This window comes from Pectobacterium atrosepticum (assembly GCF_000740965.1).
Lineage (GTDB): Bacteria > Pseudomonadota > Gammaproteobacteria > Enterobacterales > Enterobacteriaceae > Pectobacterium > Pectobacterium atrosepticum.
Genome location: NZ_CP009125.1, coordinates 927621 through 940961, shown reverse-complemented (window position 1 = coordinate 940961; position 13341 = coordinate 927621). Strand labels below are relative to the sequence as shown.

The following is a 13341-nucleotide window of genomic DNA, read 5'->3' as shown; positions in this document are numbered from 1 at the left end:
GCGCCATTCACTGCCGGTTAGCACACTTTTTCACGCGCAGTCACCGCGGTTTCGCCATTGGTTATTCGCTGATGAAGGCCCGTTCCGACCCCCATGGAAACCTGGAAACTTAACCTCTTCTCTGCCTGGCTGGGATGCTTTTTCACCGGGCTGGCCATGAGCCAGATATTGCCCTTCCTGCCACTGTACATAGAACAGCTTGGTGTTAATTCGCACGAGTCTCTAAGCCTGTGGTCCGGTTTGATCTTCAGTTCGTCTTTTCTGATCTCTGCCATCGTTGCACCACTGTGGGGAAGCCTCGCTGACCGTAAAGGCCGCAAGCTTATGCTGCTGCGTGCCGCACTCGGCATGGCGATCGTGATGTCGTTGCAGGGATTGGCGACCAACGTGTGGCAGTTGTTCATCCTGCGTTCGCTAATGGGGCTGACCTCCGGGTACATTCCCAACGCAATGGCGCTGATTGCCTCACAGGTTCCGCGTGAAAAAAGCGGCTGGGCGCTGGGCATGCTATCGACTGGGCAGATTGCTGGCGTCATCCTTGGTCCCTTATTCGGCGGCTTTATGGCCGACTACATTGGGTTACGCATCGTCTTTTTCATCACCGGCGGCCTACTGTTTACCAGCTTTCTGATTACGCTTTTCGCTATCAAAGAGAGTGTGGTTAAAGTCACCAAAGAAAATAGGCTAAGCGGGAAAGCCGTCTTTGCTTCTCTACCTTATCCGGCACTCATCATCTGTCTGTTCATTACGACGATGATGATCCAGATGGCAAACGGCTCCATCAGCCCCATTCTGACGCTGTTCATCCGCGATTTGGCTCCCGGCACGAACAACATTGCCTTTATCAGCGGCGTGATTGCCGCCATTCCCGGCGTGTCCGCCCTGCTATCGGCACCACGCCTTGGCCGTTTAGGCGACCGAATCGGCGCACAGCGCGTCCTGATCGCGGCGCTGGCAATCAGCGTACTGCTATTCCTCGTCATGGCGCTGGTACAAAGCCCCACACAGCTCGGCATCCTGCGCTTTATGCTGGGCTTTGCCGATGGCGCACTGATGCCAACCGTGCAGGCGCTATTAGTCAAATACAGCAGCCAACAAGTGACAGGCCGCATCTTCGGCTATAACCAGTCATTCATGTATCTGGGCAACGTGCTGGGGCCGCTGATGGGTTCTGGCGTGTCTGCCCTGATGGGATTCCGCTGGGTGTTCGTCGTGACCGCTTTTCTGGTGCTATGCAACACGCTGCAACTCTTTTTCGCCTTCAAGAAACCGCGCGGAAAAGGATAGCTATCCTGACAAAGGATAACTCTCCAACCAAAGTATAACGACTCGGCCAATGGCTTCACTGGCTATTCATTTTCTGCTGTTCTCACCCGCCTAATGTGCTTTTCCTTTCTCTCGGAATTATTCCACCACTGTTAAAAAATGATGTAAAAACATCAAAAAAACTTATTTTTTGACAAAAAATTACCATCAAAACGTATCAATATGAAAAATTAATCACATAAATGTAAAAAAACTTAAACAAACCCTACCTATATTGGCTGCTTTGTTTCGATGCCACGCGAATTGCCCTGTTCAGACATTTAGACATTCAGACATTCGCGCCTGTAGGGAAATGAGTAATGAGAAACTGGAACGAACCTAAAAAGCAAAAAGCCCATATCGATTTGGTTCCTATGATCGATGTGATGATGTTCCTGTTGGTCTTCTTTGTCCTGATCAGCATGAACGTTATTCCAGCGCTTGGCCTGAAAACACAGCTCCCCGCCGCAGGCAGTGCACAGCAACTCAAGCCGCAGAAAAAAGCGATCATCACGCTTGGCGCACAGGATCAACTTGAGCTGGACGGGCAGCCGATGGCGCTGAGCGATCTCATCAATACGCTGCAACAGCAGCAAGACCAGCAAACCACCATCATTATCAACAGCGATAAAAGCGTCGAGGTTGAGCGTCTGGTCGCCGTCATGGATACCCTGCGTCAGGGGGGCTTCTCGTCCATTTCTATCGCCACCCGGAAATCGTGACATGTATCCGCTCTATCGCTCACGCCACGCCATCAGTTGGTTGCCGTTACCGGTCTTTGCCACCTGCCTGTTCTTCGCCAGTCAACAGCCACCGCTGAAAGTTCAGCAGCAATACGACGAAACGGTCATGGCGCTCACGCTGGCTGAGCCGGAACCGATTCCCCAGCCCGAACCGCTCCCAGAGCCGAAACCCGTGCTACAGCCGAAACCAGAACCCGAGCCGATTCCGGTTGATGAGCCAGACCCGATTATAGAAGCACCGCCGGTTATTCCCCCTAAACCGGAAGTGAAGCCGAAGCCTAAACCAGAGGTTAAGCCCAAGGCAGAAACTAAACCGAAACCAACGCCTGCTCAGGCCAAACCGACTGCGCCACGCCCGGAAGTTCCGATCAAACGCTCGGCACCGACGACGAATGCTGCACCATCCGCGCCGTCGGTGAATGTCGCCGCGCTGGAAAATAGCTATGCACAGGCACTGCGCGCGCAGCTTGAACAAACCAAACGTTACCCGACTGGGCGACAGGCATCGCTTGAACGTCCCGAAGGCCGTGTTGAAGTCTGGCTGGAAGTCGATCGCACAGGGCGAGTCATCAATTCTGGGATCAACAGCAAAGCACCCAACATGCTGCTTAACCGCGCGGCACAGGCCAGCTTACAGAGCATCAAACAGGTTCGGGCCTTCCCTGCCGATGCCTTTGCAGGACAAAGCACAAAACGCTTTTTAGCCACGTTTGATTATCAGGCGCAATAGCGTTTCGCACCTGAGCAAGAGAGTGAACCAGCAAAACAACATCAACAGTATATTACTGATAATACTAGGATTATGAAATGAAACCGTTCAAACTTTCTGGGGTATGTTTGTCCGTCGTCGGCGCATTATTGGCAGGCTCCGCGCTGGCGGAGGAGGCGACAAATGTCGGCACCATCAACGTACAGGGGCAACCACTCGGCGCAGGGCTAATGGTTCAAGAAGACAGCGCCAAATCACGTTCGACCGTGACGAAAGACGCGCTGGACAAGATGCCCGCCGCAGGCAACGCCATTGATAAACTGAAATACACCGCTGGCCTGAACGTCAGCAGCAATGACGCCAGCGGCTTGAGCGGCGTCAGCTATACCATGCGCGGCATGAGTGCGGATCAGGTCGGCCTGTCATCGGACGGCATTCCCGTCAATGACTCCGGCGACTACGCCGTGTACCCGAACGGGATGGGCGATCCAGAAAACCTGGAGCAGATTTTCGTTACCCAAGGTTCGTCAGAAATGGATGGCCCGCACATCGGTGCCAGCGGCGGTAACATCGGGCTGGTTTCCCACCGTCCGGCGAAAGAGTTTGGCGGCTTCGTTAAGCAAACGTTCGGCAGTAACAACCTCAGCAAGACCTTTGCGCGTCTGGAAACCGGTAAACACAACGGCTTCAGCAGTTGGCTTTCTTACTCGTATACCGATTCCGACAAATGGCGTGGCGCAGGGTATTCCCGCGCTGATAAAGTCGAGTGGAATGGCCTGTACGAACATGAAAATGGCCACAGCAGCAACCTGATTGTGAAATACAATCAGCAAGATACCATCAACTATTCAACGCTGAGCAAACGGCAGTTCGAGCAAAACGGGCGCAAGATGGATTACGCCATGACGCCGGTTTACAACAGCCGTGGACAGATTTCTCAATCCTACAAACTCAACCGCAATAACTTTGAAACGCTGAATGTCACATTCACCCAGAAATTGCAGCTACGCGATAATCTGGCGTTGACCTTACAGCCTTACTATTTCTCGACGAACGGCGGCAGCTTTGGCAGCGGAAGCGCCAGCGTGTTATCTGCAACGTCGGACCGCGCGGGTAACTACGATCTCCGTAATCTGACCTCGAACACCTACTACCGCCCTTCATGGACGGAAACCTGGCGGCCGGGTATCACCACCAAGCTGAAATGGGATCTTAACGATGAACATAGCCTGGATATCGGTTACTGGTTCGAGCGTGCCCGCCAGCGCCAAACGCAGCCATTCATTCCAATCCAGAGCGACGGCAACCCGGTGAACGTCTCCGGCAAACCCGGCGATGCCAATCAGATCACCGACGCTAACGGAAAAGTGGTTCAGGGTCGTAACCAGTTTACCGTCACGCCAGCGCATAAAATCTGGGTACAGGACACTTGGTTCTTCTCACCAGAATGGACGTTCACCGGCGGTTTGGCCTATCAGCACGTAGAACGTGACGGAACTAACCTCGGCAGCCTGTATAACGTCGCAGAGAAAAAGAACAAGAAGTACCACGAATTCCTGCCCAGCTTTAACGCGGCTTACCGCATCAATACCGAAAATCAGGTGTTCTATAACATCACGCGCAACATGCGCACCCCGCCCAACTACGTCTTATACAACGTTGGCGATTCTATCAACACCAAACCTGAGCTGAGTTGGAATCAGGAACTCGGCTGGCGCTTCCAGGATGAGGACATGCTGCTGAGCGCCTCGCTGTTCTTTATCCGCTTTACCGACCGCCAGATCTCCAGCCGTAACGCCGACGGTGATTACGAAATGATCAACGCTGGAAAAGTGGAAAACAAAGGGCTGGAGCTGGAGTGGAGCGGCAAGCTGCCTCACAACTTCAACTACTTCGCCGCTTATACCTATACCGATACCGAGCAGAAAAATAATCTCGCCACCAGCGGCAGCCAACTCCCCACCACGGGCAAGCAGGCAGCCAATGCACCGAAAAATATGCTCAACCTCGGGCTGGGCTATGACGACGGCCTTTACTACGCCGGCGTGAATAGCCGCTATGTCGGTTCGTTCTACGGCGATATGACCAATGACGAGAAGATCGGCGGACGTACCGTTTTCGATCTCAGCGCCGGCGTCTATCTGCCAGTGGATAAGAAGATCGTGAAAAGCGCCACCTTACGCGTTGGCGTCAGCAATCTGTTCGACAAAGAGTATCTCGACTCAGCACGCTCAGTGAGCTTCAACTCGAGATCGTATAACGGCGTATCGGCAGGCACACCGTTTTACAACGTCGGGGAAGAACGCACCTTCAGCGCCTCACTGGAAGCCACGTTCTAATTCGTTAATAGCCGAAGCACAGAGCAAAACGGGGGTAATGGGATAGAAGAGTAAAGCGTCCGCGCCAGGGACAAAAACGTCAGGAACGTTTTTTGAACGTCGCTTGCGACGGCCCTGAAAGGGTGAATCTCAGGGATGAGATTCATATCTGCGCGGCTCGAGCTTACAGGGATGTACTTGCAGCGTCTTTACGATCTACCCATTACACCCGCCCGACGGACATCGTCATCATAAATCACGCCCAACAAGACAACAGAAGGATCAGGCCATGAACGCCGATATGCTGCACGAGATTATTTTCTACGTCATGTACGCCTCACTGGTGATCGCCCTGATGATCATCATCGAGCGCAGTCTCTATTTTTCCTATACACGCCGGCAGGCCAAACGTCTGGACCGCGCGCTAACGGCGGATATTCGCCACGTTCACGATCTCCCAGACGCACTGACCCAGCGCCCAAGCCTGCCTATCACAGTAGTCACGCCCGTTCTGGCGCAGTCACATCAGGCAGAAAACCGCGATGCGCTTAACGACCTGATCGACGCACAATATCTGCAAAGTAAGCCACAGCTGTCTCGCGGGCTATGGATTCTCGAAACCGTCGTTACCGCAGCACCGTTACTAGGGCTGCTCGGCACCATCATGGGGATCATCGACACCTTCAAAGCCCTGTCCGCCGCCGGAATTTCCGACCCGAGTCAGGTTTCTGCCGGAATGGGAACCGCGCTGTACGCCACCGGACTGGGGATCGCCATCGCACTGGTTTGCCTGCTGGGGAACAATTTTCTGCAAAGCCGGATGGAACACATCAACGAAATGCTGAAAGTCCTGCTGATTCGTGCCGGAATGCCGCATACTCGCCAACAGAAAGCGGGCCCTGCGGTGGCACATAATTCCATGACAGAGAAAGCGATGGCGGAGAAACGCTATGCTTAATCGTGGTGGTTTCACGTATCCGGGGCAACGCTGGAAGCATTGCATCAACACGCTGCTGACAGGAGGCGTATTGCTTATTGTAAGTGCGTCAGCCTATGCCGACTCCAACGCTCTCGGCTATAAAATTCCCGGCTATGAGCTCGTCTATGACGCCCCGATGGAAACCACGCTGACCACCCCCGATTTACGCCCGAGCGATGCGGTGTGGATATCGCTGTTTGATAACGCCCAGCACACGATTGAACTGGGCCAATTCTATGTCGCTAATCAGGCAGGAACACGCCTCGATAGCGTTTTACAGCATCTGCGTGCCGCCGGAGAACGCGGCGTGCGAATCCGTCTGCTGCTCGAAGAAAAAGGGCTAAAAATTTCCACACAGGACACGCTGGATCAGCTCAAAACCATCCCGAATCTGGAACTGCGCGTGATTCCCTTTGAACGCCTGAGCGGCGGGATTCTGCATGCCAAATACCTGCTGGTTGATGGCAAACAGGCTTACATGGGTAGCCAGAATCTTGATTGGCGAGCGCTGGAGCACATTCACGAAACGGGGTTATTGATCGACGACCCACGCGTGGTGAATCAAATTAGCACCATTTTTGAACAAGACTGGCAGGCACAGGCGCGACTGAGCAACGGAGAAACCGTTCCACCGCTACCCGCATCGACGGATGCCGTTGACCGTTCAGGCAACTATCTGGTTGCCAGCCCCAAAGCGTTTAATCCCGCTGGCGTGATGGATTCAGAAGAAGAACTCCCTCGTCTGCTGGCGGAAGCCCAGCAGCAGGTTCGCATTCAGGTGATGGATTATGTCCCGCTCTCCTACGGCCCCGATAAAACGCGCCCGTTCTATGCGGTTATCGATAACGCGATTCGCACCGCCGCCGCACGCGGCGTACAGGTAGAGCTGATGGTGTCCGAATGGAGCACCAAAATGCCGAATATCGCCTACCTGAAAAGTCTGGCATTGCTACCCAACATCCAGATAAAAACGGTGTCGATACCGCAAGTCAGCAGCGGCTTCATCCCTTTTGCCCGCGTGATCCACAGTAAGATCATGACCATCGACGGCACGAAAACCTGGATCGGCACCAGCAACTGGAGCGGTGGCTATCTGGATAACTCGCGTAATCTAGAGATGGTGATTCAGAACCCAGCGATGGCGCAGCGGGTAGACCTGCTCTATACACAACTGTGGAACAGTGCGTACGCGCATCCTCTGCGTATTGATTATGATTACCCGCAGCCCAATCCGGGCGGCGTGAAAGAGAAAGAGCAAGAAAACACCGCTTCATCCACGACAGGCGGCACGGTCACCGCGCCGTAGCCACCACCAGAATGACATTTGATGGGGAATAGCATGAAACACACGTTGTTAGCACTGCTGGTTGCCGGATTTCTGCCGTTCAGCGCCCAGGCCGAAAGAGAAAAAGTGACGCGCTATGTCGTCACCTTCCCGGCTGGGGATCATGTTCCGTATCAGGGCAAATTTGCCAAAAACTTTCCCAACGGTCTGCCTGTCGGCATTGGCTCTGGCCTCTATTTCACCGGCAAACAGGGTGATGACCTGATGTTCACCACCGTCACCGATCGTGGCCCAAATGCCGATGCACCGCTGGTCGGCGAGAAAGACGCCAAGATCTTCGCCAGCCCCGACTACGCGCCGCTGATGATGGACATTCGGGTCAGCGCGAAAGCGGCCGAAGCCATAAACCCTCGCTCGCTGCACGATGCAGAGGGCAACATCACTGGCTTACCGCTGCCAGCAGACTTTATTGGCGCCACCAATGAAGTGGCGCTGAATGACGCCCTGCAACCGCTCCGCACCAGCCAGCGTGGACTCGACACCGAAGGGATTACGCCGGATGGCAAAGGCGGCTTCTGGCTGTGTGACGAATACGGCCCGTTCCTGATCCACGCTGATGCCAGCGGCAAGATCCTGCAAAAATTCGGGCCAACGCCTGCGGGCAATGAGCACTCGGTTGCCAGCGGCTTACCGAATATCATCAAGTGGCGTCAGCCGAATCGGGGCTTTGAAGGGCTGACTCGCCTGCCGGACGGCACCATCGTCATGGCCGTGCAAAGTACGCTGGATATCGACGGCAAAAGTAAAAACAAAGCGCAGTTTACGCGTCTGGTGATGTTTAATCCGGAAACCCAAACCAGCCGCATGCTGGGTTATCCCATCAACATCGACAGCTATAAGAAAGCGAAGGATGCCAAGATCGGCGATATCGTCGCACTGGACAATCAGCGCATTCTGCTGGTCGAGCAAGGTACGGATAAAGACAAACAGATGCAGAACCGCATCTATCTGGTCGATCTAAGCAAAGCAAGCGACCTGACGCCATTTGATGCCGACGGTAAATCGCCGGAATTTGACGATCTCGCTCAGTTGGAGAAACGCGGTATTACGCTGGCGCACAAGCAGGAGTTGGTTGACCTACGTAAGCTCGGCTGGCAGCAGGAGAAAGTGGAAGGTCTGGCGCTGGTAGATAAACAAACGCTGGCCATCATCAACGACAACGACTTTGGTCTGCAATCCGTGCTGCACTCTCCCATGAAAGCAAAAGACAAAGCGGACGACTATCAGGTCGCTGCCGATGGAAAACTCACGCGAGACGGAAAGTCGGTCGATACGACGTTGGAAATCAAACCGTTGCAGAAACCAGAAGCCGATAACGAGCTGTGGTTAATTAAATTGGCGCAGCCGCTGAAATAGCTTTTAGCATGGCCTCCACCGGAGGATCGCACCAAAGGTGGAAGCCATAATTCAGCCACTAAGGCGTACTCGAATAGAGCTGGGTTATCAAAAAACCCTATCTCCGAAAACAAATATGGTCTTATGATTTAATACCGCTTAGTAAGCGAAAGCATCTCTGTGCCTTTCGATAAATTCTCTCCAGCGAACGGGTTCTTTACCGACAATACTAGGGAAATTATCGAATGTATCATCGACGCCAGGAATATCTCTGGCAGCAACCCTACGGAAATTATCGTAAACACAATGCATATAAGCCATTTCAGCACCTGCTTCCCGCATTTTTTCAAGAAACAGTGTCGGATCAAGGGCTTCATAGCTGAATGGCTGACCGAGAATCTCAGTCATAATCGCGGCTATTTCACCATAAGATTTGGCGTCATAACCTAAACGGTAAGTCTTCCCACCGTGTTTATCTGGATGTAAAAGAGCCTGTGCGGCAGCCAGTGCGACATCTTCGCCATCTACCCAACTGAATGGTGCATCGCCTGTATATTGTTGAATTACTCCATTTTTAATGGCCTTAGTGCCATCGTAACTTAGGAGATTCTGCATAAACGTTTCCGGACGTAAATGTGTAAAAGAGAAACCGGACCATTCAATATAGCGCTCTATGTATTGATGCCAAACCCAATGTGCCACAGTGCTATCGTCACGGCCACAGGCTCCCAAATGTACGATATGGCGAATACCCATGTTTTTTGCTTCATCAAGAAATACTTTGCTCTGACGTAACATATCCACGGTATATCCAGTAACCAGAAAAGCGCGATCGATCCCTTCCATAGCTGGAGCCAGTGTTTCAACTTTGTCGAAATCAAGGATCACGGTACGGATCCCTTTCTCCTCGAACGCTTTTGCTTTAGCTGGCGATCTTACTGCTGCAACAACAGTAATCGAGTCATCGGTCAAAAGGTTACGTAAAGTATCTCCGCCGATCTGACCCGTCGCCCCCGTAATAAGGATGGTTGTTTTTTTCGTATTCATCATGGCTGCCTCTATTTTTTCAAAAAGGATGATCAAGTCGCGTTGATATCAGTGAGTTTACTGTGAATTTATTTCGTATTTGCGTTATAAAATACAAATTGACGGGAATTTAATTCATCAATAAGGTTCATGATGTACTCTTCAGAACGTTTAAAGGGGATTGATTTGTTTGTCTGCGTTGCCGATGTAGGGAGCTTTACCGCGGCAGCAGAAAAAATGAATTTAACCAGTTCAGCAGTCAGTAAAGGGATAGCCAGACTGGAAAGTCGGCTACAAGTCAGGTTATTTGATAGAACGACGCGACGCTTGTCACTGTCGGATTCCGGTGTCGCGTTTTATCGCACCTGCACCAGCGTGCTGGCGGATTTGGAAGAAGCGGAACTTGCGATGCAGTCTGAAACGACAGACCCTCGAGGGAAAGTGCGGATCGATTTACCAGCGTCCTTCGGACGCTTGCATGTTCTACCCGTTATCCTTAATTTCATTGAAAAACATCCCCTGCTGACCCCGCATATTACCTTCTCCGACCGTTTTGTTGACCCTGTGGTTGAGGGTATTGATATCATCGTTAGAATCGGAGGTTCTAATATATGGTCAAATACGTTAGGGCATCGATATTTAGGTGTTCAACAACAAATTTTTTGCGCATCTCCTTCCTATTTGCTTAAAAATGGCCAACCAAAGAACAGGCAAGATCTGGAGCAACATGCCTGCATCGTTTATGCAGAAAATAATAGCATGACCACCCCCTGGCATTTCTCTGGGGGGCAGCCTCATGATACGGAAAGAAAAGCATTTCCGGCGCGGATTGCGATTGGGGACGGCGAAGGGCAGGTCACCGCCGTTTTGGCAGGACTTGGAATTGCGCAGCTTCCTTCATGGCTGATTAAACAGCAACTCGATAAAGGAACGCTGGTAGAAGTTCTGCCAGAACTAACCACTGAGGGGCTACCGATTAATCTTGCATGGCAAAAAAGCAGACAGACCATTCCCAGAATCAGTGCATTCCTCGATATTCTGAGCAAGGGTCTATCCCCGTCTGGCAGTAACCTTAGTGCAGTATGATCATCACACTCTCAAAATCTGTGTCGATTATTTTCTCGGGACATCTCGCAGAGAGCGCGCTTCCTCAACGTTCAACCCCAGCAAATGGCGTATTTAGCACCATCGCTTACGATATTACCGATCGGCTGACCTATAGCGATCGGGATATCGCAATACCCGCTCAGGCGTGCTCGAACCAGTCGCTATTCTGCTGTGCAATCGGCGTGATCGAATAGATCATTTCCTGTAAATGCTCACGGATCGCTTTTTCCGCCGCATCGGGATCGCGCGCTTTCAGGGCGCTAAAAATCAGGTAGTGCTGTTGGATTAGGCTTGGCGGGGGTGAAACCTGACTCAGGCTGAGAAAACGCACGCGGTCCATCGTCGCTTTGATCGATTCGATGGTTTCCCACGCCAGCGGACAGTTGGCAATCTGCGTCAGAAGTTGATGGAAGCTGTCATCGAGGCTAAGAAACTCGCGAACCTGTTCATTCTGCGCGGCCAGTTCCTGACGGCGTAAGTTGTGCTCTAGCGTCAAGAGTTGCTCATCCGTCACCATTTCGGCTGCACGGCGCACAATGGCGCATTCCAGTGCCTGACGGATAAAGCGGGCATCCGCCACGCGCTGCTCAGAGATCTTCATCACAAACGTGCCGCGCTGGGGCATGATCTGCACCAGTCCGGCCTCGGCCAGCTTGATAAAGGCCTCTCTGACCGGCTGGCGAGAAACATCAAAACGCACAGAGATTTCTTTTTCAGACAGCAGTTTACCCGGCGGAATATTGCATTCCACAATGTCTTTGCGCAGTACGCGATAAATTTGCTGGTTGACTGGTTCGCTGTTGTTGATCTGAAAAGAGGTATCCATGCCGCTGTGCTTAGCCAAGAAATTTACCGCTTATGATACACGCTTAGCGCAGCGAGTGTCAGTGTTACCGAACCCGCCGCGCTTTTCATCCTACCAGTCTGCCGCCTGCAACGTTCCTTTCACACCGTTAACCAACAGCGATAAATAGTGCTGCGTCACAGCTTCCACAAAAGCGGGATTCTGCGGTAAATCCTCACCGAAAATTGCCGTCAGCGCCAGCAATGCAACGACACGGCTTTCCCCTTCCATACTGTTTTGCACCGTTTCAGCGATCGTTTCTTTTAGCGGATCGCTGATTTCAATCGGTTGCCCTTGCTCATCTACACCGCCGACATAGCGCATCCATCCCGCCACGCCAAGCGCCAGCGCATCAAAACGGCTACCGTTCGCCAAATGCCAGCGGATCGAATCCAGCATCCGCTGCGGCAGTTTTTGCGAACCGTCCATCGCAATCTGCCAGGTACGATGTTTTAACGCACGGTTACGATAGCGATCAAGCAACGCACCGGCATAGGCGGCAAGATCGACACCCTGCGTACGCAGCGTCGGTGCCTGTTCACGCAGCATCAAATGGTGCGCTGCCGCGACCAGCGCGCTGTCCTGCATGCACTCGCTGATATGCTGATAGCCAGCAAGATAGCCGAGATACGCCAGAAACGAGTGGCTACCGTTAAGCATGCGCAGCTTCATTTCCTCAAACGGCAGCACATCCTGTACCAGCTCCGCGCCAGTCTTTTCCCACGCGGGGCGACCGTTAACGAAGTTATCTTCAATCACCCACTGGAAGAACGGCTCACAGGCGACCCCAGCCGGATCGGCGACGCCCAGTTGCCCTTGGATCGTCTCCAGCGTTTCGTCGGTAATGGCGGGGACAATACGGTCCACCATGGTGGAGGGAAAGGTGACGTGCTGTTCAATCCAACGCGCCAGTCCGACATCCTGCTGTTCAGCCAGTTGCACGATAACGTTGCGCGTAACGTGTCCGTTTTCCGGCATATTATCGCAGGACATCACGCTGAATGCCGGTAGCTGGCGTTCTCGTCTGCGTTTGATGGCAGCCAGAATCACACCGGGCAGGGAGCGTGGTTCTGCGGGTAACGCCAGATCGTGGCAAATCAGCGGATGTTCGATATTCAACTGTCCGGTAGCGGGATGATGGCAATAGCCTTTCTCCGTTACGGTAATCGACACGATGGCGATATCCGGTGCGCTTAACGCTTCCAGCACCGCCTCAATACCTTCGACTTCCGCATGCAGCGCAGTCGTCGCCACGCCGATGACCCGACTATTCCAGCCGCTATCCGCCATTTCGGAAACCGACCACAGTAAATCCTGCTGGCGAATGGCCTCGATCTGCTGCTCGCCGCCAATCAGATTAATTTCGCAATAACCCCAGTCGCTGCCTTGCTCTGCTGCCAGTTTATCGGCACAGACCGCCTGATGCGCTCGGTGGAATGCGCCAAAGCCAATATGCGCAATACGCGTTTTTAGCTGGCTGCGGTCGTAACGCGGCACCACAACCTGCGGTTTAAGAGTAGAAAACTTATTAATACTCATCGTTATCCCTGATAGGTGATTCAAAAAATACGTCTACGCCCTAAATAATTCGAGTTGCAGAAAGGTCAACGCCCTGCAACTCGAACAATGA

The 13341-nt window shown here is 52.7% G+C and carries 11 protein-coding genes; 8 read left to right on the top strand and 3 right to left on the bottom strand.

Annotated features, from left to right (window positions below):
- Nucleotides 1-93 precede the first annotated feature (93 nt).
- From GZ59_RS04185 to GZ59_RS04155, 7 genes are all read left to right on the top strand, one after another.
- A complete protein-coding gene (locus GZ59_RS04185) occupies nucleotides 94-1287 on the top strand; it encodes a multidrug efflux MFS transporter (protein ID WP_011092532.1) in 1194 nt (397 codons plus the stop codon).
- Nucleotides 1288-1625: 338 nt separating this feature from the next.
- Nucleotides 1626-2027, top strand: a complete 402-nt coding sequence (locus GZ59_RS04180) for an ExbD/TolR family protein (protein WP_011092531.1) — start codon at nucleotides 1626-1628, stop codon at nucleotides 2025-2027.
- A gap of 1 nt (nucleotide 2028) precedes the next feature.
- The gene (locus tag GZ59_RS04175) at nucleotides 2029-2778 is read left to right on the top strand and encodes an energy transducer TonB (RefSeq protein WP_011092530.1); all 750 of its coding nucleotides are present in this window, start codon (nucleotides 2029-2031) and stop codon (nucleotides 2776-2778) included.
- 77 nt (nucleotides 2779-2855) lie between these two features.
- Nucleotides 2856-5096, top strand: coding sequence for a TonB-dependent receptor family protein (locus GZ59_RS04170; protein WP_011092529.1), 2241 nt, complete (start codon nucleotides 2856-2858; stop codon nucleotides 5094-5096).
- A gap of 268 nt (nucleotides 5097-5364) precedes the next feature.
- Nucleotides 5365-6033 carry a MotA/TolQ/ExbB proton channel family protein gene (locus GZ59_RS04165; protein WP_011092528.1) on the top strand — a complete coding sequence of 223 codons (669 nt, stop codon included), beginning with the start codon at nucleotides 5365-5367 and terminating at the stop codon, nucleotides 6031-6033.
- The gene (locus GZ59_RS04160) at nucleotides 6026-7360 is read left to right on the top strand and encodes a phospholipase D-like domain-containing protein (protein WP_011092527.1); all 1335 of its coding nucleotides are present in this window, start codon (nucleotides 6026-6028) and stop codon (nucleotides 7358-7360) included. The genes GZ59_RS04165 and GZ59_RS04160 overlap by 8 nt, the downstream gene beginning before the upstream one ends.
- 33 nt (nucleotides 7361-7393) lie before the next feature.
- Nucleotides 7394-8755, top strand: a complete 1362-nt coding sequence (locus tag GZ59_RS04155) for an esterase-like activity of phytase family protein (RefSeq protein ID WP_011092526.1) — start codon at nucleotides 7394-7396, stop codon at nucleotides 8753-8755.
- 138 nt (nucleotides 8756-8893) lie between these two features.
- Here the strand turns inward: GZ59_RS04155 and GZ59_RS04150 are convergent, their stop codons facing one another.
- On the bottom strand, nucleotides 8894-9784 hold the full coding sequence (locus tag GZ59_RS04150) for an SDR family oxidoreductase (RefSeq protein WP_011092525.1): 891 nt from the start codon (nucleotides 9782-9784) through the stop codon (nucleotides 8894-8896).
- Nucleotides 9785-9910: 126 nt separating this feature from the next.
- On the opposite strand from GZ59_RS04150, the gene GZ59_RS04145 reads away from it, so the two are divergent.
- Complete coding sequence (locus GZ59_RS04145; protein WP_226302335.1) at nucleotides 9911-10846, top strand: LysR family transcriptional regulator; 936 nt, start codon at nucleotides 9911-9913, stop codon at nucleotides 10844-10846.
- A 160-nt stretch (nucleotides 10847-11006) separates the two neighbouring features.
- On the opposite strand, the gene GZ59_RS04140 is transcribed toward GZ59_RS04145, so the two are convergent.
- Together GZ59_RS04140 and GZ59_RS04135 are read right to left on the bottom strand one after the other, a co-directional pair.
- Nucleotides 11007-11693 (bottom strand): GntR family transcriptional regulator, encoded by a 687-nt coding sequence (locus GZ59_RS04140; RefSeq protein WP_011092523.1) that lies wholly within the window; start codon nucleotides 11691-11693, stop codon nucleotides 11007-11009.
- A gap of 90 nt (nucleotides 11694-11783) precedes the next feature.
- Nucleotides 11784-13250 carry a mannitol dehydrogenase family protein gene (locus tag GZ59_RS04135; protein WP_011092522.1) on the bottom strand — a complete coding sequence of 489 codons (1467 nt, stop codon included), beginning with the start codon at nucleotides 13248-13250 and terminating at the stop codon, nucleotides 11784-11786.
- Nucleotides 13251-13341 lie beyond the last annotated feature (91 nt).

What these genes read in the sequence shown, in the direction of transcription:
- GZ59_RS04185 (WP_011092532.1), top strand. Translation starts at nt 94, where the DNA reads ATGGAAACCTGGAAACTTAACCTCTTCTCTGCCTGGCTGGGATGCTTT.
- GZ59_RS04180 (WP_011092531.1), top strand. Translation starts at nt 1,626, where the DNA reads ATGAGAAACTGGAACGAACCTAAAAAGCAAAAAGCCCATATCGATTTG.
- GZ59_RS04175 (WP_011092530.1), top strand. Translation starts at nt 2,029, where the DNA reads ATGTATCCGCTCTATCGCTCACGCCACGCCATCAGTTGGTTGCCGTTA.
- GZ59_RS04170 (WP_011092529.1), top strand. Translation starts at nt 2,856, where the DNA reads ATGAAACCGTTCAAACTTTCTGGGGTATGTTTGTCCGTCGTCGGCGCA.
- GZ59_RS04165 (WP_011092528.1), top strand. Translation starts at nt 5,365, where the DNA reads ATGAACGCCGATATGCTGCACGAGATTATTTTCTACGTCATGTACGCC.
- GZ59_RS04160 (WP_011092527.1), top strand. Translation starts at nt 6,026, where the DNA reads ATGCTTAATCGTGGTGGTTTCACGTATCCGGGGCAACGCTGGAAGCAT.
- GZ59_RS04155 (WP_011092526.1), top strand. Translation starts at nt 7,394, where the DNA reads ATGAAACACACGTTGTTAGCACTGCTGGTTGCCGGATTTCTGCCGTTC.
- GZ59_RS04150 (WP_011092525.1), bottom strand. Translation starts at nt 9,784, where the DNA reads ATGATGAATACGAAAAAAACAACCATCCTTATTACGGGGGCGACGGGT.
- GZ59_RS04145 (WP_226302335.1), top strand. Translation starts at nt 9,911, where the DNA reads ATGATGTACTCTTCAGAACGTTTAAAGGGGATTGATTTGTTTGTCTGC.
- GZ59_RS04140 (WP_011092523.1), bottom strand. Translation starts at nt 11,693, where the DNA reads ATGGATACCTCTTTTCAGATCAACAACAGCGAACCAGTCAACCAGCAA.
- GZ59_RS04135 (WP_011092522.1), bottom strand. Translation starts at nt 13,250, where the DNA reads ATGAGTATTAATAAGTTTTCTACTCTTAAACCGCAGGTTGTGGTGCCG.